We start from the raw sequence: 24,723 nt of genomic DNA, 5'->3' as shown, positions 1-24,723 counted from the left end.
AAGAGAACATGGCTGATATCAACAAAGTCCTGAATCTGGAACTTATTGACCGAAATATTTATCAGGGCCCCATCATCCCCTCAAAGCTGACGCGTACGTTTGGCGGTCAGGTGGCTGCGCAGGCGCTGGTTGCAGCAACACGAACCGTGGGTCCGGAGTATCGGGTCCACTCGTTGCATGGCTATTTCGTGGCTCCCGGTAACCCAGAGAAGCCAACGACCTACCTTGTCGATCGAGTGCGCGATGGTCGCAGCTTTTGCTCCCGCCAGGTCAAGGCGGTGCAGGATGGGGAAGCCACTTTCATCATGCAAGCGAGCTTCCACCAACGTGGCCAAAATGGCCCCGTGCATTCCGATGTCATGCGCAGGGTGCCCATGCCGGAGGACATTTCCCAAGACTCCAGTCGGGTGAGGCCAGCGTATCGCATGCTTGTCGACGACGAATGGTCCGACTGGGACATCCGGGTGGTCCCCAAAGAGGACTACGACGAAAACCCATACACCGCCAGCCAACAGGTGGTGTGGTTCCGCTCCAAGACCAAGCTGCCGGATGATGAAACGATGCATATCTGCACCCTGGCCTACATGTCGGACATGACGCTGCTGCAGGCGGCACTGGTGCCGCACCCGGATGCCAAGGTCATGGTCGCCTCGCTGGACCACTCGATGTGGTTCTTGCGGCCATTCCGCGCTGATGAATGGCTTCTGTATGACCAGATTTCGCCGTCGGCAAGCGATGGGCGCGGGCTGACTCACGGTCGAATCTTCGATAGAGAAGGACGGCTCGTGGCGGTGGTAACTCAAGAAGGGCTGACTCGAACGCTCGAACCGGGGCAGCAAGCAATTCCTAAGCGAGAGGGAGAATCCTAAATGCTCATCGGAGTGTTGGCAGTGCAGGGCGGTGTTGCGGAGCACGAGCGAACCTTGGACGCTATCGGCGTGTCGCATCGGCAGGTGCGCAGAGTGGAACACCTGCAAGGACTCGATGGCATTATCTTGCCGGGAGGCGAGTCTACGACGATGTCAAAGTTGCTGGAACTGGGCGGGCTCCTCGAGCCACTGCGGTCTGCGATTAATGGTGGCCTGCCGGCCTATGGCACCTGCGCCGGCATGATTCTACTGGCGAAAGAAGTACTAGACACCCGCGCAGATGCACACAGCTTGAATGCTTTGGACATCACTGTTCGTCGTAATGCCTTTGGTCGACAAGTTGATTCGTTTGAAGCTGCCTTAGATTTCGCTGGAATTGAGGGAGACGTTCCGGCAGTTTTTATTCGTGCGCCATGGGTGGAGCGTGTGGGCGACGAGGTAGAAGTGTTGGCTACCGTGCCTAGTGGCCCGGCTGCAGGGGCAATTGTTGCCGTGCGCTGCGGACACGTGATGGCAACGAGTTTCCATCCCGAAGTTTCCGGAGATACCCGCGTCCACGAGTTTTTCATCAATGAGGTCGCTTCACAAGGGAACTGATTGCTTTTCTCAACAAGACAGGGGCGTATACTAGCTACCCAGTGGCACCCGGAGGGGTGCCAGAAATAGAAAGGTGAAGGGGTACATGGCTGGCCACTCCAAATGGGCGACGACGAAGCATAAGAAGGCAGCGAACGATGCCAAGCGTGGTAAGGAATTTGCCAAGCTGATCAAGAACATCGAAGTGGCCGCTCGTACCGGTGGCGGCGATCCGGCATCCAACCCGACGCTTGATGACATGATCAAGAAGGCTAAGAAGGCCTCTGTTCCTAACGACAACATCGAGCGTGCTCGTAAGCGTGGCTCCGGTGAAGAAGCCGGTGGTTCTGACTGGGAAACCATCATGTACGAAGGCTACGGACCGAATGGCGTCGCAATGTTGGTCGAGTGTTTGACCGACAATCGCAACCGCGCTGCTACCGAGGTTCGCACGGCCTTCACTAAGAACAACGGCAACCTGGCAGAATCTGGGTCCGTTTCCTACATGTTTTCCCGCAAGGGCATTGTGCTGATCAAGAAGGGCGAGCTCTCCGAGGATGACGTCCTCATGGCTGTCCTCGATGCCGGTGCCGAAGAAGTCAACGCGCTGGACGAGCAGTTTGAGATCGTTTGCGATGCCTCCGACACCACCGCGGTGAAGGAAGCACTGGCCGATGCTGGCATCGAAGTCGATGACACCGACACCGACTTCCGCTCCTCGGTTCTCAACCCGCTCGAGGTCGAAGACGCGAAGAAGATCATCAAGCTTATCGACGTCCTCGAAGACTCCGACGATGTCCAGAACGTGTACACCAACATGGATCTGACTGACGAAGTTATCGCGCAGCTTGAGGCTTAGCCTTCAAGCCTGATATCCCTGACTGAAAACTCAGTCAGGGATTTTTCATGTGTTGCTTAGGGGCGGGGAACCAGGAATCTACCCGCGCCCTCGACTACCTCAGCCTTGAGATAGCCGTCGCTGAACGGCCGACAGTCGGCAGCATTGGGCTGATTCTCATGTTCGATGACGATGGATTTCGCGCGATAGGTCGTCATGAAGTCCAACTTGTCGGGCTTTCGCTGGTAGAGCTTCCAAAAGCTACTTAGCAACTCTCGCTCATTGAAATCTGGGACAAGACTGATGTCAAACAGCCCGTCATGGTGATTGGCTTCCGGACACATCATCATGCCTTGTCCGTAATACTGGGTGTTTCCGATGGCGCACAACAGGATATCTTCCGTTATGACCAGATCGCCGTCTAGTGTGATGGTGCACGGCGCAGAATGGAAATCAAAAATTGAAGCCACCGCGCCGAGGGGGGCGCGCAGAGCCCTCAGTCGGCCTCCGAAGTACTTGGAGCGCTGCGTTACTCGCGCGTCAAAGCCCGAACAAGCGATGGTGGCAAACCATCTAGTCTCGTTAGCATTGTTAGACACCCGACCGAGATCGGTGGTGGTAAAAAAGCCACGCATGACGATATCGGCCGCCCGTTTGGGATTAATCGGGATATTCAACGAACGTCCGAGATCGGAATGCTCACCTGCTGGAATGAGACCCAGGGGTTTCTCAGATTCTGCCTGTGGCTGGAGTGCGAGGTTGATGAGGGGATCGTCCCCACAAACTACGAGGGCATCGATCGAGTCAGACCTGACCATCTCATTAACCAGGTCAATAGTGGCGGCGTCATCTTTTGCCTGAATACTTACGACATCTATGCCAGCATCATTGAATCGTTGACGTGCAACCGCGGCCGCCTTGATGGCCTCAGCATTGCCAACACCCGGGCTGGTCAAGAAGCCGATTCGTTGAATGTCGGCGATTCCGATGTCGTAGATCTTGCTCATATATTAAACATTTCTGTGCGTAGAGCAGTGGACCTTAATATCCTATCAGGTGCATATGAAGAAATCTTAGGGACGCGTTAGTGGGATTAACCTCGTGTGGGCTGGCGGGTTGCACGAAACTTCGAAATTGTGTGCTATATGATGGTGTCAGTGATCTAGAATTTGGTGAGGAGTAAGTTGACAGCGGTTGGATTAAGGGTGATGGGAATAGATCCGGGTCTTACCCGGTGTGGACTCTCCGTGGTTCAATCCGGACAAGGGCGCACGATTTATCCGGTATCAGTGGGGGTTGTGCGGACACCAGCTGACGCTGACCTCACCGAACGCCTGCTACGTTTGAGCACAGCTGTCGGATCGTGGATGGATGAGTATCAGCCTGATGTGGTCGCGATTGAACGAATTTTTGAGCGTGGAAATGTTTCCACTGTCATGCATACCGCTCACGCCGTGGGGGTGTTAGTGCTAGCAGCAGCTCAGCGTGACCTACCGGTGCATATGTACACTCCATCTGAGGTAAAAAAGGCGATCTCGGGCAACGGTCGTGCAGATAAGAAGCAGATGACCATCATGATCACCCGCATTCTCGGTCTGAGCGAGCCCCCTAAGCCGGCCGACGCTGCCGATGCTCTAGCCCTTGCCGTTTGTCACTGTTGGCGAGCCCCTATGCTGGAAAGGCAGAAGATCTCAGAGGTACAGCTGGCCCAGGCGAGGCGCTCTCAAACAGGCAAATTGGGCAAAGCGAAAGCAATGTTCAATGACACTCGCCGACAACGCACGACGCCAACGCCCACGATCACCCATTCGAACACTCACCGGAGGACTAATTCATGATCGCATCGCTGCGTGGCACGGTTATCGCCATCGAACTTGGTGGGGCGGTCATCGAATGCGGTGGCGTAGGTTACTACTTCGCTGCAACGCCGCAAACGCTGAGCAACCTGCGCCGAGGCGAGGAATCCCTCGTCTACGTCACCATGGTGGTTCGCGAAGATGCTATGACGCTTTTTGGATTCGGCGACCTAGAAAACAAGGCGATGTTCACCACCTTGCAGGCAGTTTCTGGCCTTGGCCCCAAGCTGGCTCTTGCCGCTTTGGCCATGTACAACGCTGCTGAGCTGGCACATGCCATCTCAAGTGGTGATGTGAAGCAGCTGCAGCGCATTCCAGGAGTAGGAAAGCGCACTGCGGAGCGGATGATCGTTGACCTTAAGGACAAGGTGGCCGGATTTGGTGAGCCGGAGCCGGTGGCGTCGATAAGCGGCGTAGCCCCGGCCGGTGCGGCGGACATTGTGGAAGCCCTGATTGGCCTGGGCTTCCCGGAGAAGAATGCGGCAGCCAGCGTGGACGAAGTGCTCGCGCAGGACCCTGAAGCAGATCGATCGACCACGCTCCGGCAGGCGCTTGCCCTGCTCGGCCGAAAGTAGGAGGTCGCGGTGTCCGATATTGAGAAGACCGAGTTCCAGATTCCCGGCGGGTTGCCACCGCGGACGCGTGACTCGGTAGTTGACGCGCAGGAGCAGCGCGGAGAGACGGATGTCGAAGTCTCACTCCGCCCGCGTAGTCTTGATGAATTCATTGGCCAGCCTAAGGTGCGCAGCCAGCTCGACCTGGTACTTACCGGCGCAAAGAATCGTGGGGTAGCGCCGGACCATATTTTGCTCTCCGGCCCTCCCGGTCTGGGAAAGACCACGATGGCAATGATCGTGGCCCAGGAATTGGGGGCCAGTCTGCGCATGACATCGGGGCCAGCGCTGGAGCGCGCTGGCGACCTCGCTGCAATGCTTTCCAACCTGATTGAAGGTGACGTCCTTTTCATCGATGAGATTCACCGTATCGCCCGGCCAGCCGAAGAAATGCTGTACATGGCGATGGAGGATTTCCGCATCGATGTGATTGTGGGCAAGGGTCCGGGTGCGACCTCAATCCCGCTGGAAATCGCCCCGTTTACGTTGGTGGGAGCTACCACTCGATCTGGCATGCTGACTGGTCCATTGCGCGACCGCTTCGGATTTGTCGCCCAGATGGAGTTTTACAACGATGAGGATCTGACCAAGGTAGTGACTCGAGCAGCGTCCATTTTGGGCGTTTCCATTGACGCTGACGCTGCCTCAGAAATCGCCTCTCGGTCTCGAGGCACCCCACGAATCGCAAACCGTCTGCTTCGCCGCGTCCGAGACTTTGCGGAAGTCCATTCCGACGGACACATTGATTTAGGGGCTGCAAAAGCTGCGTTGATCGTCTTCGACGTGGATGAGATTGGCTTGGACCGCCTGGACCGCGCGGTGCTCAACGCCCTGATCCGCGGCCACGGCGGCGGTCCGGTGGGCCTGAATACCCTGGCCGTGGCAGTGGGTGAGGAGCCGAGCACCGTGGAAGAGGTGTGCGAGCCGTTCCTGGTCCGCGCCGGACTCATCGCGCGTACCGCACGGGGACGCGTTGCGACGGCCTCGGCGTGGCAGCACATTGGCCTCGAGCCTCCAGCCGATGCAATCGGCGGGTACCAGACTTTGCTCTAAAGTTTGGGCGAGCGCACCAGCACCTCAGATTGCTCATGGCGTAGCATAAAGCGTTGGGTTTTCTCACCTGCACAGATGTTCACTATGTAGCGTTCCTCAAGTTTCGGGTTGAGGATCGCGCAACAAAAGGAGTCCCCTCAGTGTCCAGTTCGTCAGAACGACCACGGAGCAGCCGGGCATGGCCGAAGCAAGCAATCGCCTTGTTCCTGTTGGCATTATTCGGCGTCTATGCCTTGGTTTTCTTCACCGGAGATCGCTCCGCTAGTCCAAAGCTCGGAATTGATCTGCAGGGCGGAACACGTGTGACCCTGGTGCCGCAGGGCGCGGAACCTACCTCAGATCAGCTTGCTCAGGCTCGCTTGATTTTGGAAAACCGCGTGAACGGTATGGGTGTCTCCGGAGCGAGCGTTGTCTCTGATGGCAACACGCTGGTAATCACTGTCCCTGGCGAAGACACCACCCAGGCTCGTGCTTTGGGTCAAACCTCTCAGCTGATGTTCCGGCCCGTGGCTCAGCCAGGCACCCCTGATCCAGGAAAGGTTGTGGATACAACCCTGGACATGGCGAATCGCTGGGTAGAAAAGGGCGTCATCTCGCCAGAGCAAGCCACGGAGTCATTCAAGGGCCTAGTGGATTCGGCGAACCAGGGGCTGGCGGAAGGCCAGGCGCCTTTCGAGGTGAAAGAAATTACCGCCGTCACGCCTGAGGAACCAAAGAACTCGATCGAAGCCACGAAGCGTCGTCAGGACATCACGGAGATGCTGCGCTCCGACCGCCAAAGTGATGATCCGAGCGTCCAGTTCGCGGCTGCGGCGCTGTTGCAGTGCACCGAAGAGCTCGATCCTTTGGCAGGTTCTGACGACCCGGCGAAGCCGTTTGTCACCTGTGACAGCGAAGGCCAAAAGTATGTGCTGGAGCCGGTTCCGCTGTTGGTTGGAGAATCAGAAGGCGGCAAACGGCTGACGGGCAACGAGATTGATGCCAATCGTGAGATCGCGGGCGGGCTCAATTCTCAAACCGGCCAGATGGAGATCAACTTCGCCTTCAAGGCACAAGGCAATGAGAAGGGCGGCGAGACTTGGGCAAAGGTGACCCAGGATTACCTGCAACGCCAAGTTGCGATCACGCTTGACTCTGCGATTATTTCCGCTCCGGTCATTCAGGGAGCTACCCCGGCAGGTTCCCCAACGTCGATCACGGGTGATTTCACCCAGCAGGAAGCCCAAGACTTGGCCAACAACCTCAAGTACGGCGCGCTACCACTGAGCTTTGCCGGTGAAAACGGAGAGCGTGGCGGTACCACCACGACCATACCGGCTTCGCTGGGTACTGCCTCTTTGAAGGCTGGCCTCATCGCTGGCCTGGTCGGCTTGATCGCCGTAGCTATCTATGCGTTGGCGTACTACCGAGTGTTCGGTGTACTAGCCATGTTTACGCTGGTGGCTTCCGGAGTGCTTGTTTATGGTTCCTTGATTCTGCTTGGCCGTTGGATTGGCTATTCCCTGGATCTCGCGGGTGTCGCAGGTCTCATCATCGGTATTGGTACCACGGCTGACTCGTTCGTAGTGTTTTACGAACGTATTAAGGATGAGATTAGGGATGGTAGAACTTTCCGGTCCGCTGTCCCGCGGGCATGGGACTCGGCCAAGCGCACGGTGCTTACTGGTAACTTCGTATCCCTGATCGCAGCCGTCGTTCTCTACATCCTTGCTGTGGGTGAAGTGAAGGGCTTTGCATTTACCCTGGGACTGACCACCGTTTTCGACCTTTTTGTCACCTTCTTGCTCACTGGACCGCTAGTCATCCTCGCCTCCCGCAACCCTTGGTTTGCTAAGAGCTCGGTGAATGGTTTGGGCGCTGTGGCCAAGGTGGCTGAGCGTCGTCGCGCGGACGGCGAATTTGATGGCACTGAGCAGGCTGCAACCGAGGAGAAGAACTAATGAGTGCATCTACTATGAGTCGTCTATACACCGGAGAAGGCGGAATCGACTTTGTCGGCCGCAGCAAGCTCTGGTACGGCATCACCGCTGCACTTCTTGCAGCGAGTATTTTGCTGATCGTGTTCCGCGGTTTCTCCCTCGGCATCGATTTCGAGGGTGGCACCAAGATGAACATGCCCGATGCTAACTACAGCGTCGAGCAAGTTGAAGAAGTGTTTACGGAAGCTACTGGCGTGACACCCGAACTGGTTCAGGTAGTGGGTGCTGGAGACACTCGCATGGTGGAGATCAACGCCGAGCGTCTGACCGAAGACCAAATCGATAATGCGCGCGTCGCACTCTACGAGAAGTTCCAGCCTAAAGATCAAACTGGAACGGCTTCGCCGGATGCAGTGGGTGATTCCACGGTGTCTGAGTCATGGGGCTCAACGATCACCAACCGCATGATCATTTCCATGATCGTGTTCCTAGCTCTGACCTTCGTGTACATCATGATCCGTTTTGAGCGCGACATGTCAATTGCCGCAATCGCAGCTCTTTTGGTGGACATTGTCGTTATCTCGGGCATTTACTCTCTCGTCGGCTTTGAGGTAACTCCAGCGACGGTCATCGGCCTGCTCACCGTGCTTTCCTTTTCCCTCTACGACACGGTGGTGGTCTTTGACAAGGTCCGCGAGAACACCGCCGGGTTCGAGGCTTCCAGGCGACGCACGTATGCCGAACAGGCGAACTTAGCTGTGAATCAGACGGTCATGCGCTCGATTTCCACCACGGTTATCTCCGCCCTGCCTATCATCGCGCTGATGGTTGTCGCCGTGTGGATGATGGGCGTCGGCACGCTCAAGGACCTGGCTTTGGTTCAGCTCATCGGAGTTATCGAAGGCGCACTATCCTCCGTATTCCTGGCCACCCCGATTCTGGTGTCGCTGAAGCGTCGCCAGAAGAAGATGCGCGAGCATGAGCAGACGGTGTTGGATTACCGCGCGGGCAAGCTTGACGACGACACTTCCGTGGCCTCCGTAGCATCGCCCCGTACCGTTGCACCAATGAGCGCTGAGATCGCCACAGATTACCTTGACACCAAGGGCAACGGGAAGACGTGGCGTCCCGGTCAGTAGTTGTAGCGAAGGCGTAGATGGGCTGGAAGGGGAGTACTCCTTCTGGCCCATAGTCTTATGCACACCCGGAAAAATAGGCTATCGAAACCGACGGACTATACTTGATAGGTCCGCATCAGCGAATCAATGAAGGGCGGCATGGTGAGACCGAAACTGGTACCTGGGGGCGTCGATAAGCGTCTGAGAAAGGTTGCCGCAGTGATTGCAGTGGCTGCAGCGACCTTGGCGGGGTGCTCGACTAGCCCAGAAACTCCCGTGGATCATTTCGGTTTCGCGGTGGGGTCGCCGTTGCTCACCACAAACGCCCAAACGATGGAAGGCGCATCTACTTCGAGCGATGCGCTCGCCGGTCGCTTATACCCACCTGTGTTCGTTTCGGGTCCTGCCGGGCAGATGATCCCGAATCGTGATCTTGCAATGGCGCAGCTCCTGCCAGGGGCGAACACGCAGGTTATGTACTCAATTAATCCGGCAGCAAGATACTCCGACGGCGTGCCCATCACATGTACTGACTTTTTGTTGGCGTTCAAAGCTGGAGCTAATCCCGCACTGTTTCGCTCCCACGCCCCATTGATGCAGCAAGTGGAGCGAGTGGATTGTACCGCCGGTGCCCGTGAGTTCACCGTGGTGTTTAAGGAACACATGGGGGCGCGTTGGCGTCAACTTTTCGGTCCGGGAACGGTGGTTCCTTCCCATGCGATTTCCAATCGTTTGGGATTAAGCGAAGAGCAAATTGTTGCATTGCTCCAGTCGGACAACCGAGCGGCGTTGATGCCGGTGGCTGACCTGTGGAACAACGGCTTCGATCTACGCAACTTTGACCCGGATCTGCAAGTATCGGCGGGCCCGTACCGGATCGAATCAGTAGGTCAAAACGGCGAAGTCCAGTTGGTGCGCAATGAACACTTCCATGGCGACGCAGCAAACATCGATCGAGTCATGATGTGGCCACTGAATACCGACCTGGCCAAGGCCAACGAATCTCGCAGCGTTGAGGTTGCGGATTTGGTTGGTGTCAAGGACGTAACGTGGGTAGACCGGCAAGATCCAAAGAATCGGTTTGTCGTTGAGCACGAACAGGGACATCTTACCGAAATGCTCTCCCTGGGCACCGCAGGTGTTTTTGAAACTGCCGAGTCGCGGCGTGCCTTCGCCGCCTGCATTGCTCAGAACGACATTGCCGCTGTCTCGTCCCAAGAGTCAGGCGTAGACGTCACTCCTATTACTTCGCGTCTGACTACCGCAGGTGAACCGATAACCTCCCAGCTTGCGGAGCAGAACGATCAACACCTGCCGGTCAACATCGCCGAGGCCGAGAAACTCCGCGGAAAGACTGTACGAGTTGGCTACTCGGGCCCGGATCCACGAAAACAAGCCATGGTCGCAGCCATCGCCCGCTCCTGTGAACCTGCAGGAATCACGGTGGTGGACGCTTCCTCCGAGGAGACATCTTTGGAAGACGTCAGCCGAAAAGAGCAGTTCCGCGGTGGGGTGCGAGACTATGAGGGTACGCTGGACGCGTTCTTGTATGCCGCCGATCCCCACCAGGGTTACGGCCATGTGGACGGCGGACTCGATGACGTCGAAAAGCTGCGTGCTACAGAACGCCAACTGTGGGATGAAACCGATACAATTCCACTTGCTGCGCAACCGCGCACCATTGTCTACGACAAGTCAATAGCCAACGTTGTTTCCAACACCTCGCTGTCCGGCATTGGATGGAATATGGAGCGTTGGGTAGAAGGGAATCCGCAATGAGCCGCACATACGCTACCGCGCATGAAGCTCTGACCGACCTCGTCCGCCTGGTACCTAACTTTCCAAGTGAAGGCGTGCTGTTCGAGGACTTGACGCCTGTGCTCGCGAACGGCGAGGCATTCCGGGTGATCGTTGATGAGTTGGCTGTCGCCGCTGAAGAGATGGGCGCCGACATGATTGGTGGTCTCGATGCCCGCGGATTCTTGGTCGGTTCCGCAGTAGCCTACAAACTCGGGCAGGGCATCCTCGCAATCCGCAAGAAAGGCAAGTTACCGCCTCCAGTGCACTCTCGCTCCTACGAGCTGGAGTACGGCAGTGCCGCGCTCGAAATTCCTGCCAATGGCATCGAACTAAAGGGCAAGCGTGTGGTCCTCGTCGACGACGTTCTTGCCACCGGTGGCACTCTCGTCGCCGCCCGCGATTTGCTGGAGCAATGTGGCGCTGAGGTCGTCGGATATGTGGTCGTCTTGGAAGTTGAAGGACTCGGCGGCCGCGAGCGCCTCGCCGGTAGCCCGCTTGTTGTACTGAATGACCGCTAGTTGATTGCCCCTGGTTCCTCATCGGGCTGCCACGCATAGGTAGCATAGAGAGATATTTAGTTAAGGGGCATGAGTATGGCTGAGCGAAAGCAACAGAAGCAGCAGGTTGGCATGCGCAGCATGTCTGCTAGGTTGGCGCGGAGCCTCACCGGCGGGCGCACGAAGGTCGATCCAGTCCTAGAGCCTTTGCTCAGTATCCACCGGCAATTCCACTCCAAAGCCGACGCTGCTTTGCTGCAGCGCGCCTACGATACGGCTGAGCGCCTGCATGAGGGCGTTATTCGCAAGTCCGGTGACCCTTATGTCACGCATCCACTCGCCGTGGCGACCATTGCGGCCGAAATCGGCATGGATACGACGACTCTGGTGGCCGCGCTTTTGCACGACACTGTCGAAGACACCGATTATTCCATCGCCGACCTCACCGCCGATTTTGGTGCGGAAGTTGCACGGCTTGTCGACGGCGTAACCAAACTCGACAAGGTTGCCCTCGGCGCCTCGGCTGAAGCGGAAACCATTCGCAAGATGATTGTGGCAATGAGCCAGGATCCGCGCGTGCTGGTGATCAAGGTGGCCGATCGCCTGCACAATATGCGCACGATGCGCTTCCTACCACCGGAAAAGCAGGCCAAGAAGGCGCGCCAGACCCTCGAAGTGATCGCTCCGCTCGCACACCGCCTCGGAATGGCGTCGGTGAAATGGGAGTTGGAGGATCTTTCCTTCGCAATTCTCTACCCGAAGAAGTATGACGAGATTGTTCGCTTGGTGGCCGATCGTGCACCGAGCCGCGACAGGTACTTGTCGGAAATTATCGCCTCGGTGTCCGGCACGTTGAAGGAAAACCACATCGAATCTGAGGTCGCTGGGCGACCGAAGCACTATTGGTCGATCTATCAAAAGATGATTGTCCGTGGCCGCGATTTTGACGAGATCTTCGACCTCGTGGGCATTCGAATCCTGGTGGACAACATTCATGATTGCTACGCAGCCATTGGTGCAGTTCATGCGTTGTACCCGGCTATGCCGGGCAGGTTTAAGGACTACATCTCGGCACCGCGGTTTGGCGTTTACCAGTCGCTCCACACCACGGTAATCGGGCCCGGCGGCAAACCGCTGGAAGTTCAGGTTCGCACCCACGAGATGCACTACAACGCCGAATTCGGCATCGCAGCCCATTGGCGCTATAAGGAGACCAAGGGCAAGCAATCGGGAGAGCAGACCGAAGTTGACCAAATCGCCTGGATGCGCCAGCTATTGGATTGGCAGAAGGAGGCTGCAGATCCGAACGAGTTCCTGGACTCCCTCCGTTATGACCTGACCACGAAGCAGATCTTCGTCTTCACCCCGAAGGGTGACGTGATCAATCTGCCGGCGGATTCCACGCCTGTCGACTTCGCATATGCGGTTCATACCGAGGTAGGGCACCGGTGCATCGGCGCAAAAGTCAACGGCAAGCTCGTGGCACTCGAGTCAACACTGAAATCGGGCGATCGTATTGAAATTTTCACTTCTAAAGATCCGGCCGCTGGTCCGAGCCAGGATTGGCAGAAGTTCGTGGTCTCGCCTCGCGCGAAGGCTAAGATCCGCCAGTGGTTTGCCAAGGAGCGTCGCGAAGAATCTCTGGAAGCCGGACGCGATGCGCTTGCTGCAGAGATCCAACGCGGCGGTCTGCCAAAGCACCGCTTGTTCAATGCCCACTCGATGAAGGATGTTGCGTCACTGCTCAACTTCCACGATGTGGATTCACTGTATAGCGCTATCGGTGACAACAAGATCTCAGCCAAACACGTGGTTGACCAGATTACCTCCTACTACGGTGACGACGAAGAAGTCCAGGATGTACTGGCATCGCGAGCTCCGTTTAGCGAGATTGTCAGTGCAAAGTCCGCCGAGCGAGAGCACCAGGCGGGCAAGGGGGCTGGCATCCTTGTGGAGGGAAGTCGGGATGTCATGGCAAAGCTCGCCAAATGCTGCACACCCGTGCCTGGCGACGAGATCTTTGGCTTCATCACCCGAGGCGGGGGAGTGTCCGTCCACCGCTCGGACTGCACCAATGCAACCAAGCTTTACGAAGAAAAAGAACGCCTCATCACCGTGGAGTGGGCATCGGAAGGTAACTCCGTATTCGCTGCGGTGTTGCAGCTAGAAGCCATTGATCGCAGCGGTCTGCTCCTCGACATCACTAGGGTCATCAACGAGGACAGACTGACCACGACGGCGATGAGTATCCATACCTCCGATGACAGAGTAGCGGTCGCGCGGTTCACCTTCGAAGTGTCGGACACCAAGCAGCTCGGTTCCGTCATGTCACGACTGCGCAACATCGAAGGAGTATATGACGTGTACCGTCTCACATCCGGGGGGTAACTTTGGGGGTGTGCGGTTTTCTGTCATGTGAATACTTTATGTCGCTTTGGTAAACGTGCACGTCGCATTTCGTGTTGCACTGCAGGTTAGGCACTTATTGGTTACAACGATTAGGTAACTATCCCACCACTCAGGAGCCTTATCGTGTCTTCCGTCATGTTCAAGCGCGTAGTAGCAGCGCTGGCTCTGTCCGGCCTCACCGTAGCCGGCCAGCCAATTGCTCAGGCGCAGACCACGCCAGTGACCTTTAATATCGCAGGCATCACCGACTTCCACGGTCACATCGAGACTCTCGATGGCAAGGAGCCAGGCGCTGGCGTACTTGCTTGCATGCTCCCGGTAGCTGCTGAGGGCAACGAACAGCTTTTCGTTTCCTCCGGTGACAACATCGGTGGCTCTGCATTCATTTCTGCGCTGCTCGATGATGAACCAACCATCGCAGCTCTCAATGAAATGGGCCTGGATGTCTCCGCAGTAGGTAACCATGAGTTCGACGCTGGTTACGCTGATCTTGCAGGCCGTGTCAACGACTTGGCTGATTTCGAGTACGTGGGCGCCAACGTGAACGGCGAGTCTCCGGAACTTGCTGAATACGTGGTCAAGGATGTCGCTGGCCTGAAGGTTGCCTTCGTGGGTTCTGTGACGGATACGACCGCATCCAAGGTGGCTCCATCTGGAATCGTGGGCATCACTTTCGGTGATCCATACGCTGCCACGAACGCTGCAGCAGACAAGATTAAGGCCAACGGCGAAGCTGATATCGTTGTCGCGCTGGTTCACGAAGGCTACTCCACCCCTGCAATGTTCAACAAAACCGTTGACATCGCTATGGGAGGAGACTCGCACTTGGTCGATAACCAGGTCATCGATCGTACTGATGGCTCCAAGTTTGCCCTCGTCCAGGCTGATCACTACGGCAAGGGCCTTGCTGACCTGGACATAACCTTCGATCCAGCAACCAAGAAGATCACCGACATCAAGGCCGATGTGATCAGCGCCGAAGCAATGTTCACTCAGTGTGGTGCCACCCCGGTTCCAGCTGTTCAGGCAATCGTCGACGCAGCCAAGAGCGCTGCCGAGGTTAAGGGCAATGAGACGGTAGCTACCATCGGCACCGACTTCTTCCGTGGTGCCAATGCCGACGGCAAGTCCGGTGGCAATCGTGGTACCGAGTCCACCTTGAGCAACCTGATCGCAGAGGCCACCAAGCAGTACGTGGGTGTAAATACGTCGGTGAAGCCTGACCTGGGCGTCATGAACGCCGGCGGCGTGCGCGACGATCTCCTCCAGGGCGACGTAACATACGCAGAAGCTTTCGCGGTTCAGCCTTTCGGCAACGAGCTCACCTACGCTTCTTACACCGGTGCGAAGCTGAAGGAAGCGCTGGAGCAGCAGTGGAAGGACAACGATCCAACTGCATCCCGTCCGATCCTGCACCTCGGCTGGTCCGACAACTTTACCTACACCTACGATCCAACCAAGCCATGGGGCGAGCGCGTTACCTCGATGTCCATCGATGGCAAGCCAGTTGACATGGCCAAGGAATACGTTGTTGCAGGCTCTACCTTCCTGCTCGGTGGCGGCGATGGCTTCACGGCCTTTGGTAATGAGACCTCAGTGTTCCCGAACACCGGCATCATGGATGTCGATGCTTTCATCGGTTACCTGAAGGCCAACCCAACGGTTGAGGCACGTGGCGGCCAGAGCAACGTGGGTGTGACCTTCGATAAGCCACTGGTCGCTGGTGAAACCGTCACCATTGACCTGTCTTCCTTGATCTACACTCTGGGCGACTCCGCCAAGACCGTGACGGTAAACCTCGCAGGTGTCGAAGCAACTGCTGACATCGATACCACCATCATCGACAAGCTGCCAGAGTCCGGTAAGGCTACCGTCACGGTAGAGGTCCCTAAGGAGGGCGACAGCGCTCCAACACTGACCATCACCACTGACGCTGGCACCGACATCACCATGCCTGTAGAGATTGAGGGTTACAAGGTTAAGTCCGGTGGCTCCTCCGACGGAACTTCTGACGGATCTTCCGGTTCTTCCGCAGGTTCCTCTCTCGGTGGTGGCCTCTTGGCTGTCCTGGGCATCTTCGGAGCACTCGGTGTTGCTCTGCACACCGCGCTGCAGTTCAATCCACAGCTGGCCAATATGCTGCTGAACATGCTCCCAGTGCAGGTGCGCGAACAGCTGAAGGCTCACCACATGGGCTAATGCTCACAACAAGTAGAAGCCGCTTGCTCTCTGATAAGAGAGCAAGCGGCTTCGTTGTTTCCATGCCGTATGAAGTAGGAACTACTCACAAAGAAGTCCTGTAGCTTGCGATTCGTGAGGTGCCGATTGGTTTCAACCCACGCAAGTTTCACGAGCGCCAACGCAAACAGCCCGCCACTACATTGTGGCGGGCTGAAACAGCTGATCTAAAAGTAAAACTAGATCTGGAAGCTCTTCATCAGGCGATCCATGTTGTTGTTGATGGTGATGATCGCACCGAAGAGTGCACCGACACCGGTCAGGATGGAGATGATTTCCTTCAGCTTCTCGCCAGCGGTCATCTCGATTGGGTTGCCGTCCTTGTCCTTCTTGACGAAGAACTCGGAGGACAGGTCAGCGGAATCATCAGAAGAGCCGGAAGCGGAAGAACCGTTGTCCTTCGCTGGAGCCTCTGGCGTGGTGGTGTCCTTCGCTGGAGCCTCTGGCGTGGTGGCTGGCGTAGTAACCGGAGTGGTGGTTGGCGTAGTGGTCTGAGCCATTGCAGGAGCGGTCAGGGACGCGGTGGAGATTGCAGCAGCAGCGATCGTTGCGGTGATAGCCTTGCGGGAGATGAGCTTCATGGTATTCCTTTACGTCAAAAGAAGCGGTGGACCTTCCCACATGCTAATTGCCCTGGTGATGTTCCGCAACAGTTTAGCACCGTGGTCCCGCAGCAGAACCCCTGCTCGAAGCGGGACAGCTATGAAGCGAGGGCTCTCAGCCCTGGACACTGTAGTGCATAAATAGGCAAAAACCCCGCCGGTGACGCTATCAATGGCGTCGATAAGGCGGGGTTGTTGTTATCTAACTGTTAGGAAGCTCTTAGCCTAGGTTCGCCTTGGTAATGCGCACCTCTTGGGCCGGCTTGCCGTCCGGTGCGCCACCTTCGGCGCCATTGGCAGCTATCTTGTCCAAGGTGCCTAGGCCTTCGTCGGTGATGCGACCGAAGTAGGTGTAGTTAGCTTGGAGTGGGGAGTCCTGGTAGTTCAGGAAGAACTGGGATCCGTTGGTATCCGGGCCAGAGTTCGCCATTGCGAGTGAACCGCGAGGGTAGATAACCTGCGGCGCATCAGGCATTTCATCGGTCGGATACTCATTGGCAAAGCTAAAGCCAGGGCCGCCGGTGCCCGTGCCAGTTGGGTCGCCACACTGCAGGACGTAGATGCCATTGGTGGTGATGCGGTGGCACACGGTGTCATCGTAATAGCCGTTGTAGGCCAAATGCTCGATGGCATTGACCGTACAAGGTGAGGCCGCGCGATCCAGCTCGAGGCCGATTGGTCCGGCTGTGGTATCTAGGTTCAGCTTCACCGTGCCGGTTGTGGAAACGTCCGCGGTGCGGGTAGGTACGCTAACAGGCTTTGCGGACTGTCCGGCCTCAGGGTACTGGCAGGACACCTTTTCTGGGAGAGCGGATGCACGCTTCATCGTCAAGGGCTGTGCCTGCGGCTGTTCCACAGTCGGCTCAGGCTGAGCTGAGTTCTCCGCCGGATCGGAGTTGCGCGTGGCGGCGAACCAAATACCGCCGACGAGGGCGAGGATGACGAGGGCGGCGGTCACAATGACGCCAAGTGGCTTAGCCTTTTCAGCGCGCTCTCGGTTCTTTAGTTCGCGATCAAGATTGCGGAGCGCTTGCTCGCGTCGTTGCTTGTTAGAGGTCACGTTGCTTTGCTTTCCAGTGGGCGGATAGTCCTAAAACAGGTTTCCATCTTAATGCACAGGTGAACCTCGGTAGTGTGGTGGGCATGGATATTATGGGTTTTGCCGCTGGACCATTCCAGACCAACTGCTACATCTGGTCCCATGAGGGGCACTGCGTGATCGTCGACCCGGGAATGCACGCGCACGATCGAGTGGTCGAGGTCGTCGAAAAGCAGGGCGCAACTGTGGAGTCGGTCGTGCTCACGCATGGCCACATCGATCACACTCGTGACGCCGGCAGCCTCGCCAAGCGTTATGGCGTGCCGGTGTACATTCACGCTGATGATGAGTTCATGCTCGAAAAGGGTGCCGGGGTGCGGGCGGAAACGCGCCAGCTTTTCGACGCCGACAACATGACACCCATTGCGGACCTCCGTCACCTATCCCACGGCGAAACCGTGACGATGGCCGGAATCGAATTCGATATCCACCATGCTCCGGGACACTCGCCGGGATCCGTGTTGCTGGTCTCTAACGACTCACATGTTTGTTTCTCGGGCGACGTGCTGTTCAAGGGTTCAATTGGGCGCACGGACTTGGATCACTCCAACCATCAGCACATGATTGCTTCGCTCCGGGATCAAGTGCTCACGCTTGATGATTCCCTTCACGTCCTGCCAGGCCACGGCGAGGCCACCACGGTTCGTGCGGAGCGGATGACTAACCCCTTCCTGCAGCAGCTCAGGTAGGACAGGGTAAAGTTTTCCTATGTGAGTGAAGCAAAGAAATTCCAGCCGTTTAGCGCCCCAAAGGGCGTGCCTGACTATGTCCCACCTGTGTCGCCGGAGTTCCTTGCCGTGCGCAACACTTTCGCGCATCAGGCGCACCTGGCTGGATACGAGCACATTGAGTTGCCGATCTTTGAAGATACCGGCTTGTTTGCCCGTGGCGTTGGCGAATCAACGGACGTGGTGTCCAAGGAAATGTACACCTTCGCCGACCGTGGCGACCGCAGTGTAACCCTCCGCCCGGAGGGTACTGCCGGCGTCATGCGCGCCGTAATCGAACACGGCCTGGATCGTGGCCAGCTGCCGGTTAAGCTGACCTACGCCGGTCCGTTTTTCCGTTACGAACGCCCCCAGGCTGGTCGGTACCGCCAGTTGCAACAAGTCGGCGTCGAGGCCATCGGCGTCGATGATCCTGCGCTGGATGCCGAGGTCATCGCCCTTGCCGATCGTTGCTTCCGCTCCATCGGACTGAGCGGCTTCCGCCTGGAGCTCACCAGCCTCGGCGACGACACCTGCCGTCCGGCTTACCGTGAAAAGCTCCAAGAGTTCTTGTTCAAGCTGCCGCTGGATGAGGAAACCCGTCGCCGCGCGGACATCAATCCCTTGCGCGTACTCGATGACAAACGCCCTGAAATGAAAGAAATGCTCGTCGACGCACCGCTCATGCTCGATCACCTTTCTGCGGAATCAAAGGCCCACTTCGAGACAGTCCTCGGCATGCTTGATGACATGAAGGTGCCGTACACCATCAACTCCCGAATGGTGCGCGGCCTGGATTACTACAACAAGACCACTTTCGAATTCGTCCACGACGGCCTCGGCGCGCAGTCCGGCATTGGCGGCGGTGGCCGATACGACGGTCTGATGGCTCAACTCGGTGGCCAGGAACTCTCCGGCGTCGGCTTCGGACTTGGAGTCGACCGCGCTCTGCTGGCGCTCAAGGCGGAAGAGCAGCAGGTCACCGCCGGTGTACGGGTAGATGTTTATGGCGTAGCCATGGGAGCCGACGCCAAGCGTCGCATGGTATCCCTGATCAATGATCTCCGTATGGCCGGTATTTCTGCCGACATGGCTTACGGCGACCGTGGACTCAAGGGTGCAATGAAGGGCGCTGACCGTGCCGGCGCCTCCTATGCCTTGGTGCTCGGAGATCGTGAGCTCGAGTCTGGTCAGGTAGCGCTGAAGAATCTAGCCGAGCACACCCAAGAGGACGTGAGCTTGGAAGGGATCATCGAAAAGCTGCGTGCTTTGCTTGGCTAGCACTCGGTGTGGTTGACCGGCAAACCAATATGTACAGCGAGGCCTCCCATGGAGGTCTCTTTGTATTTGCCCATCATGTCGCGGCCGGTGTCAGCCATGGTACGGACGCAATCATCGAGTGATACGTGGTGAATGCCGGTACCAAGGTTGGCGAGGCGGGCCGCGTTAATCGCTTGGACTGCGGCAATCGCGTTGCGTTCGATGCAGGGGATTTGGACGAGGCCACCGACAGGATCGCAGGTCAGGCCAAGGTTATGCTCGAGTGCAATCTCCGCGGCGTTGGTCACTTGCTCCGGAGTACCACCCAGGATCTCCGAAAGCCCGGCCGCTGCCATCGCCGCGGCGGAGCCCACTTCGCCCTGGCAGCCAACTTCTGCCCCTGAAATGGAAGCGTTCTCTTTGATGATCAAGCCGATCGCTGCCGCGGTGAGCAGGAAGCGACGAGCATCTGAATCCTGGAAGGACGGGAGAAAATCCCGCGCATAGTGCATCACTGCGGGAATGATTCCGGCTGCGCCATTTGTAGGTGCGGTAACAACGCGGCCACCAGCAGCATTTTCCTCATTGACCGCCAGTGCAAAGAGATTAACCCACTCCATCGCCCCGAAACCGGCCGAGATGTGTGGATCGCGTCTATTCTGTAGTGCGTTGTGCAAGCGCGGGGCGCGGCGTTCGACGGACAAACCTCCTGGCAAAGTGCCTTCCGTAGATATTCCGGACTGCACGCAGTTTTGCATGGTGTGCCATACGCGATCGAGATGTTCTTCGACTTTGTCCCAGCCGTGCAGCGCTGTTTCGTTGGCTGCCATGATCTCGCAAATACGCAGCTCATTGCGATGACTCAGCATGAGCAGGCGGGCGCTCGTGGTGAAGTAGTAGGGGACATCGTCGGGGTGCCCCGTGGTAGTAACTCCTGCTCCCAGACCGCCGCGCTTGGTGCGCTCGGCGAGTTCGGAACCGGTCAGGATGAATCCCCCTCCGACAGAAAAGAAGCGTTCCTCAGCGCCATCGCCCGCGCGGAAGAGCATCGCATTTGGGTGTTCCGGCAGCGGATCGGTGTTAAACGTAATGGTGTACTTGCGGCCGTCGGAAAGCTGTCCCGAAAGTGCCACAGGCTCTCCTGCGGGCGGATCGACGTTGTCGGGCACTGAATCTGGCGCGTACCCTTCCAGGCCGAGGATGACGGCGCGGTCTGTGCCGTGGCCGACCCCAGTGGCTGCGAGAGAGCCGCGCAGCTCGATGTGGACGTCCTGATGTGGGTGGTCAGAGGCGAATCGGGCAGCAGCGCGCATCGGGCCAACGGTGTGTGAGGATGACGGCCCGATGCCGATGCTGAACAGGTCCACAGCACTGATGGCCATGTGCCACAGTCTAGTTATATTTCCTCAACCGGTCGGCGAAGCTGCCGCCAGTGCCTTCGTCGTCCTCACCGTGACGGGCGAAGCTGCCACCGAGCCCACCTACCGTCGAGCTCTCTGCCATGAGGGACATCGCCAGCTCGTTGGCTGCTCGCACGATGCGAGCTTGGAGATCATCCGCTGCGTCGCCGCCAAAGTCTTCGGTGGCGGCGAACACTGCGGTTGGAATGGTGCGTGCCCGAAGGAAGGAAAAGAGGGGGCGAACTGCGTGCTCAAGAGCGAGGGAGTGTCGCGGAGTGCCAGCGGTGGCAGCCAGCAGCACGGGCTTATCGACGAGCGCCTTGGCATCAATGATGTCGAAGAACATCTTGAACAGTCCGGAATAGCTGGCCTTGTAAATAGGCGTGACCGCAATCAGCGCTTCCGCATTAGTGACAGACTCGATTCCCGCAGTGAGCGCGGGGGAGGAATAGCCGGGCGAGGTGAAAGTGTGCGCGAGGTCGACCGCTAGGTCACGCAGGTCCAGGAATTCAGTGTGGACCGCTTCACCACGAGCTGTGATCGCCGATTCTGTAGCGCCTGCGAGCTGTTCCGCAAGAGTGCGGGTACTAGAGGGAGCGGAGATGCCCGCGCTGACGGCGATGATGCGGTGCACTAGATGTCCTTTCCTGGCATGACCTGAAAGTGTGCCGAATCAGGGTTGGCCCTGAGCGTGGCGTGGGTTGGCGGGTTTGAAGGAACGTGGTCCGGTCGGCGAGCCTCCATGCGACGACGAAGCTCGGGAACGATGTCTCGGCCCAGAATCTCAATCTGCTGGAGAACGACTTCCAATGGCAGACCTGCATGGTCAACCAAGAACAGTTGGCGTTGGTAGTCTCCCACCCAGTCGGCAAACTGCATGGTGCGTTCGATGACCTGTTCCACCGTACCAACCGTGAGTGGCGTAGCCGTAGTGAACTCTTCCAGAGAAGGGCCATGACCGTAGACTGGCGCATTGTCGAAATAAGGGCGGAAGAATTTCTTGGCTGCCTCTTCCGTCTCTCCGACGAAGAACTGGCCACCAAGACCTACGATGGCCTGATCTGCGCGGCCGTGGCCGTACCGCTCAAACTTTCGGCGGTAAATGCCGACCATCTTCGCAGTGTGTTCCTTGTTCCAGAAAATGTTGTTATGGAAGAAGCCGTCACCGTAGAAAGCAGCTTGATCAGCAATTTCTACAGAGCGGATAGAACCATGCCACACGAATGGCGGTACGCCATCAAGGGGAGCCGGGGTGCTGGTGTAGCCCTGCAACGGAGTGCGGAATTCACCCTGCCAATTGACGATCTCTTCTCGCCACAGCCTGCGCAGCAGGTGGTAGTTTTCGATGGCGAGTGGAATACCCTTGCGGATGTCTTTGCCAAACCACGGGTATACCGGGCCGGTGTTGCCGCGTCCCATCATTAAATCGACCCGCCCACCTGCTAAGTGCTGTAGGAAGGCAAAATCCTCTGCGATCTTTACCGGATCGTTGGTGGTGATGAGCGTGGTAGAAGTGGAAAGGATCAGTCTTTCCGTCTGTGCTGCGATGAATGCTAAGTGGGTAGTAGGGGAAGAGGGGACGAAAGGCGGATTGTGGTGCTCGCCGGTGGCGAAAACATCGAGACCTACTTCTTCCGCTTTAAGCGCGATGGCAGTCATCGACTGAATTCGTTCCGCTTCGGTGGGGGTGGTGCCGTTAGTGGGGTCGGTGGTGACATCACCGATCGTGAAGATTCCGAACTGCATGAGTACTCCTGTTTAACCTAATGTTGACACGACAACAATAGCGCAGTTTTGAGCATTCTGTCTAGGGTGTGGAGATCAGTGCCTGGTGCAGCAGGGCGAGGTCGGAGCGTCCAACCGCGCGCAAGGGCTTTTCATGGGGTCGGCCATTTTCGGTAATGATCGCGAACTGCGCAGAACCTGGTTGCATAAACGTGGCAACCGCGTGGGCGGCAGTGACATCTCGGGGGAAGAACTCAACGTGTTCCGCGTGCTCGGCATACTTAAGAGCGTCGGCAATAGTGACGGCATCCAAATGGTTATTGTCGTCCAGATCATTGGCTACCCAGCGTGCGATCGTGTTGGTGGTCAGCAGCCCTACGAATTTTCCGCCCTCATACAGCGGGAACTGGGAGATGGTGGAATCCCGAATGAGGGTGAGTGCCTTCAAGATGCTGGATTGTGGGGTCAGGTGTTGCACATCTTTCGCTCCCACTACGTCTAACACCGTGACAGGGGCAACGATGGCATCGCGAATGCTCTCGATGTGGGTGATGGTATCGGGCCGAGGATCAGCAATCGCGTGACCGTCGCTGAAATCGCCATGCACGATTGCGTTGCGCAATTCTGCGAACTCTTGCAGTGATCGAGACTGCGCCTCGGTGATGATCTTTTTCTTGGCAGCCAGCCGGACCATCCACGTGAAGCCGTCTGAATTTTTAGCCTTGAGTGCATCACGTAGATGTGACTCGATGGAATTGAAGGCGGAAAGGAACTGTGTGGCTGGCGACATCATGAACTCCACAGTAGGCGAATTCTAGGGCGTGAGTCCTGCGAGAAAGACATCTACCATCTGGTGTTCCAGGTCTGCGATGGGCGGCAGAATGGTCTGCGCTGGCGGCCTGGCCGATTGGATTAATCCCGAAATGAAAAACAGCGACGTGATGTCGCGCCGCACCAGGTCGTGCTGTTTGGCCAAAGCGATAATTTCACGGTTGTTGGTGGTGAGTTGGTCGCGAACCTCTTCGTAGTGCGGCATGAGATCTTGCACGCGGGCATCGTCAGCGTTGACGATGAGTGGAGCGAGGCCAAGATTAATCAGGTCATGGGCATATAGGGAGAGCGCGGTCTCGGGGCGATCGGCGAACCTTTTGAGAGCGGTGGATTGGACGTCGACAATGCGTGCGAGCAGCTCATCAAGGGTGGCAATGAGCAGAGCGTCCTTGTCCTTGAAATTTCGATACACCGTTGCGATACCAACCTTCGCGACCCGGGCGACCTCCTCGAGAGTGCCGGAGTCGGGGCCGTGAGCAAAGACGGTGCGGGCCGCGGCGAGGATTGCTTGTCGACGGCGCAGTGCATCAGAACGCATGCAGATACATCCTTACCTGAAGTGCCAGTTTGCGAATATTCACATGGCGGAGCATGATGGTCACCATCCTAACTGATAGTTCACCCTCCGGTTAAAATTGGGGCTTTTAACAATGACAGACACAGCTTTCTTGCGTGTCCACGATCTCGTGGTTGCGACGGGGCTGCGCGTGCCCGACTTCGAACTAGACAACGCACTGACTTTGCTCTGCACTGGACGTGAAGCATCTGCCACAACCACGATGCTCACCCTGGCCGGCCGAATGAAGCCGGTGAAAGGGTCCATCGAGCTGGATCTTCCCGATGGGTCCACGTTGGACAGTCCACGCGCTCTGAATAAGCACATCGCATTGGCGGGCGTGTCCAGCATCGATGGCCTAGACAGAAACGTTCGCGTGGCTACGTACATCCGTGAAGTTTCGGCGTGGTCCAGCCCGTGGTATCGGCGCACTCCCACTGACATTACGAACATCGAACGTTGGCAGAGTATTCGGGACCTTTTTGAACTCGAAATCGAGCCGCGAGCACAGGTCGGTTCTCTGAATCCGACCCATCGATTCGTATTACGGGTTGCCCTCGCCTTGCTCGCACGCCCAGAGCCGGCGCTCGTAGTGATCGATGACATCGACCAAGTCCGCAGCCTTGACATACGTGCTGAACTTATCGATCACCTGCGCACGCTGTCCGAACGCACCCCCGTCATCGTGGCCTCCACCAATTCCGACACCCACCAGCAATTCGACCGTGTCATTTCCTTGACACAAGGGGAGTAAGC

General features: G+C 57.3%; 23 protein-coding genes. 15 read left to right on the top strand and 8 right to left on the bottom strand.

Features of this window, described 5'->3' with window-relative positions:
- Positions 1 to 8 precede the first annotated feature (8 nt).
- The 3 genes from CKALI_RS06325 (at position 9) to CKALI_RS06315 (ending at position 2,304) form a co-directional block, all read left to right on the top strand.
- Complete coding sequence (locus tag CKALI_RS06325) at positions 9 to 869, top strand: acyl-CoA thioesterase (RefSeq protein WP_156192499.1); 861 nt, start codon at positions 9 to 11, stop codon at positions 867 to 869.
- Positions 870 to 1,466 (top strand): pyridoxal 5'-phosphate synthase glutaminase subunit PdxT, encoded by a 597-nt coding sequence (gene pdxT / locus CKALI_RS06320; protein WP_156192498.1) that lies wholly within the window; start codon positions 870 to 872, stop codon positions 1,464 to 1,466.
- 85 nt (positions 1,467 to 1,551) lie between these two features.
- On the top strand, positions 1,552 to 2,304 hold the full coding sequence (locus CKALI_RS06315; protein ID WP_156192497.1) for a YebC/PmpR family DNA-binding transcriptional regulator: 753 nt from the start codon (positions 1,552 to 1,554) through the stop codon (positions 2,302 to 2,304).
- 56 nt (positions 2,305 to 2,360) lie between these two features.
- On the opposite strand, the gene CKALI_RS06310 is transcribed toward CKALI_RS06315, so the two are convergent.
- Positions 2,361 to 3,290, bottom strand: coding sequence for a diacylglycerol/lipid kinase family protein (locus tag CKALI_RS06310; RefSeq protein WP_156192496.1), 930 nt, complete (start codon positions 3,288 to 3,290; stop codon positions 2,361 to 2,363).
- 177 nt (positions 3,291 to 3,467) lie between these two features.
- Here CKALI_RS06310 and ruvC point away from each other — a divergent pair, with 177 nt between their 5' ends.
- The 9 genes from ruvC to CKALI_RS06265 all read left to right on the top strand — a co-directional run bounded on the left by ruvC (position 3,468) and on the right by CKALI_RS06265 (position 15,748).
- Entirely contained in the window at positions 3,468 to 4,121 is a 654-nt protein-coding gene (ruvC, locus tag CKALI_RS06305) for a crossover junction endodeoxyribonuclease RuvC (RefSeq protein WP_156192495.1), read from the top strand.
- On the top strand, positions 4,118 to 4,714 hold the full coding sequence (gene ruvA / locus CKALI_RS06300; protein ID WP_156192494.1) for a Holliday junction branch migration protein RuvA: 597 nt from the start codon (positions 4,118 to 4,120) through the stop codon (positions 4,712 to 4,714). Before ruvC ends, ruvA begins: the two co-directional genes overlap by 4 nt.
- A gap of 9 nt (positions 4,715 to 4,723) precedes the next feature.
- Positions 4,724 to 5,806, top strand: coding sequence for a Holliday junction branch migration DNA helicase RuvB (ruvB, locus tag CKALI_RS06295; RefSeq protein ID WP_156192493.1), 1,083 nt, complete (start codon positions 4,724 to 4,726; stop codon positions 5,804 to 5,806).
- Between the two features lie 140 nt (positions 5,807 to 5,946).
- Complete coding sequence (gene secD / locus CKALI_RS06290) at positions 5,947 to 7,746, top strand: protein translocase subunit SecD (RefSeq protein ID WP_231580417.1); 1,800 nt, start codon at positions 5,947 to 5,949, stop codon at positions 7,744 to 7,746.
- On the top strand, positions 7,746 to 8,864 hold the full coding sequence (gene secF, locus CKALI_RS06285; RefSeq protein ID WP_156192492.1) for a protein translocase subunit SecF: 1,119 nt from the start codon (positions 7,746 to 7,748) through the stop codon (positions 8,862 to 8,864). The genes secD and secF overlap by 1 nt, the downstream gene beginning before the upstream one ends.
- Before the next feature lie 138 nt (positions 8,865 to 9,002).
- Complete coding sequence (locus CKALI_RS06280) at positions 9,003 to 10,622, top strand: ABC transporter substrate-binding protein (protein WP_156192491.1); 1,620 nt, start codon at positions 9,003 to 9,005, stop codon at positions 10,620 to 10,622.
- Positions 10,619 to 11,161 (top strand): adenine phosphoribosyltransferase, encoded by a 543-nt coding sequence (locus CKALI_RS06275; protein ID WP_156192490.1) that lies wholly within the window; start codon positions 10,619 to 10,621, stop codon positions 11,159 to 11,161. Before CKALI_RS06280 ends, CKALI_RS06275 begins: the two co-directional genes overlap by 4 nt.
- Positions 11,162 to 11,236: 75 nt before the next feature.
- Complete coding sequence (locus CKALI_RS06270; RefSeq protein WP_407643740.1) at positions 11,237 to 13,528, top strand: RelA/SpoT family protein; 2,292 nt, start codon at positions 11,237 to 11,239, stop codon at positions 13,526 to 13,528.
- Positions 13,529 to 13,672: 144 nt separating this feature from the next.
- A complete protein-coding gene (locus CKALI_RS06265) occupies positions 13,673 to 15,748 on the top strand; it encodes a bifunctional metallophosphatase/5'-nucleotidase (RefSeq protein ID WP_156192488.1) in 2,076 nt (691 codons plus the stop codon).
- Between the two features lie 218 nt (positions 15,749 to 15,966).
- Here the strand turns inward: CKALI_RS06265 and CKALI_RS06260 are convergent, their stop codons facing one another.
- Positions 15,967 to 16,368 (bottom strand): hypothetical protein, encoded by a 402-nt coding sequence (locus tag CKALI_RS06260; RefSeq protein ID WP_156192487.1) that lies wholly within the window; start codon positions 16,366 to 16,368, stop codon positions 15,967 to 15,969.
- Positions 16,369 to 16,609: 241 nt separating this feature from the next.
- Positions 16,610 to 17,449 carry a peptidylprolyl isomerase gene (locus CKALI_RS06255; RefSeq protein WP_156192486.1) on the bottom strand — a complete coding sequence of 280 codons (840 nt, stop codon included), beginning with the start codon at positions 17,447 to 17,449 and terminating at the stop codon, positions 16,610 to 16,612.
- Positions 17,450 to 17,532: 83 nt separating this feature from the next.
- Between CKALI_RS06255 and CKALI_RS06250 the strand changes: the two genes are divergently transcribed.
- Together CKALI_RS06250 and hisS are read left to right on the top strand one after the other, a co-directional pair.
- The gene (locus tag CKALI_RS06250) at positions 17,533 to 18,177 is read left to right on the top strand and encodes an MBL fold metallo-hydrolase (protein WP_156192485.1); all 645 of its coding nucleotides are present in this window, start codon (positions 17,533 to 17,535) and stop codon (positions 18,175 to 18,177) included.
- A gap of 21 nt (positions 18,178 to 18,198) precedes the next feature.
- Positions 18,199 to 19,476 (top strand): histidine--tRNA ligase, encoded by a 1,278-nt coding sequence (gene hisS, locus CKALI_RS06245; protein ID WP_156192484.1) that lies wholly within the window; start codon positions 18,199 to 18,201, stop codon positions 19,474 to 19,476.
- Here the strand turns inward: hisS and CKALI_RS06240 are convergent.
- The 5 genes from CKALI_RS06240 to CKALI_RS06220 form a co-directional block, all read right to left on the bottom strand.
- Positions 19,473 to 20,837: an L-serine ammonia-lyase gene (locus tag CKALI_RS06240; RefSeq protein ID WP_156192483.1), complete on the bottom strand. Its 1,365-nt coding sequence runs from the start codon at positions 20,835 to 20,837 to the stop codon at positions 19,473 to 19,475. The two genes, hisS and CKALI_RS06240, sit on opposite strands and share 4 nt — an antisense overlap.
- Positions 20,838 to 20,847: 10 nt before the next feature.
- Positions 20,848 to 21,489: a CE1759 family FMN reductase gene (locus tag CKALI_RS06235; protein ID WP_156192482.1), complete on the bottom strand. Its 642-nt coding sequence runs from the start codon at positions 21,487 to 21,489 to the stop codon at positions 20,848 to 20,850.
- Positions 21,489 to 22,601, bottom strand: a complete 1,113-nt coding sequence (locus CKALI_RS06230) for an LLM class flavin-dependent oxidoreductase (protein WP_156192481.1) — start codon at positions 22,599 to 22,601, stop codon at positions 21,489 to 21,491. The genes CKALI_RS06235 and CKALI_RS06230 overlap by 1 nt, the downstream gene beginning before the upstream one ends.
- A gap of 61 nt (positions 22,602 to 22,662) precedes the next feature.
- Complete coding sequence (locus tag CKALI_RS06225) at positions 22,663 to 23,373, bottom strand: CBS domain-containing protein (protein ID WP_156192480.1); 711 nt, start codon at positions 23,371 to 23,373, stop codon at positions 22,663 to 22,665.
- A 21-nt stretch (positions 23,374 to 23,394) separates the two neighbouring features.
- A complete protein-coding gene (locus CKALI_RS06220; RefSeq protein WP_156192479.1) occupies positions 23,395 to 23,949 on the bottom strand; it encodes a TetR/AcrR family transcriptional regulator in 555 nt (184 codons plus the stop codon).
- A 112-nt stretch (positions 23,950 to 24,061) separates the two neighbouring features.
- Between CKALI_RS06220 and CKALI_RS06215 the strand changes: the two genes are divergently transcribed.
- Complete coding sequence (locus CKALI_RS06215) at positions 24,062 to 24,721, top strand: hypothetical protein (RefSeq protein ID WP_156192478.1); 660 nt, start codon at positions 24,062 to 24,064, stop codon at positions 24,719 to 24,721.
- The last annotated feature ends 2 nt before the right edge of the window (positions 24,722 to 24,723 follow it).

Source organism: Corynebacterium kalinowskii (assembly GCF_009734385.1).
Classification (GTDB): Bacteria; Actinomycetota; Actinomycetes; order Mycobacteriales; family Mycobacteriaceae; genus Corynebacterium; species Corynebacterium kalinowskii.
The sequence above is the reverse complement of the archived record's forward strand: the minus strand, read 5'-3'. Positions and strand labels throughout refer to the sequence as shown.

Bases quoted from the DNA above. Each gene is read 5' to 3' on its own strand.
- CKALI_RS06325 (WP_156192499.1), top strand. From the start codon at position 9: ATGGCTGATATCAACAAAGTCCTGAATCTGGAACTTATTGACCGAAAT.
- pdxT (WP_156192498.1), top strand. From the start codon at position 870: ATGCTCATCGGAGTGTTGGCAGTGCAGGGCGGTGTTGCGGAGCACGAG.
- CKALI_RS06315 (WP_156192497.1), top strand. From the start codon at position 1,552: ATGGCTGGCCACTCCAAATGGGCGACGACGAAGCATAAGAAGGCAGCG.
- CKALI_RS06310 (WP_156192496.1), bottom strand. From the start codon at position 3,290: ATGAGCAAGATCTACGACATCGGAATCGCCGACATTCAACGAATCGGC.
- ruvA (WP_156192494.1), top strand. From the start codon at position 4,118: ATGATCGCATCGCTGCGTGGCACGGTTATCGCCATCGAACTTGGTGGG.
- secF (WP_156192492.1), top strand. From the start codon at position 7,746: ATGAGTGCATCTACTATGAGTCGTCTATACACCGGAGAAGGCGGAATC.
- CKALI_RS06280 (WP_156192491.1), top strand. From the start codon at position 9,003: ATGGTGAGACCGAAACTGGTACCTGGGGGCGTCGATAAGCGTCTGAGA.
- CKALI_RS06275 (WP_156192490.1), top strand. From the start codon at position 10,619: ATGAGCCGCACATACGCTACCGCGCATGAAGCTCTGACCGACCTCGTC.
- CKALI_RS06270 (WP_407643740.1), top strand. From the start codon at position 11,237: ATGGCTGAGCGAAAGCAACAGAAGCAGCAGGTTGGCATGCGCAGCATG.
- CKALI_RS06260 (WP_156192487.1), bottom strand. From the start codon at position 16,368: ATGAAGCTCATCTCCCGCAAGGCTATCACCGCAACGATCGCTGCTGCT.
- CKALI_RS06250 (WP_156192485.1), top strand. From the start codon at position 17,533: ATGGATATTATGGGTTTTGCCGCTGGACCATTCCAGACCAACTGCTAC.
- CKALI_RS06240 (WP_156192483.1), bottom strand. From the start codon at position 20,837: ATGGCCATCAGTGCTGTGGACCTGTTCAGCATCGGCATCGGGCCGTCA.
- CKALI_RS06230 (WP_156192481.1), bottom strand. From the start codon at position 22,601: ATGCAGTTCGGAATCTTCACGATCGGTGATGTCACCACCGACCCCACT.
- CKALI_RS06225 (WP_156192480.1), bottom strand. From the start codon at position 23,373: ATGATGTCGCCAGCCACACAGTTCCTTTCCGCCTTCAATTCCATCGAG.
- CKALI_RS06220 (WP_156192479.1), bottom strand. From the start codon at position 23,949: ATGCGTTCTGATGCACTGCGCCGTCGACAAGCAATCCTCGCCGCGGCC.
- CKALI_RS06215 (WP_156192478.1), top strand. From the start codon at position 24,062: ATGACAGACACAGCTTTCTTGCGTGTCCACGATCTCGTGGTTGCGACG.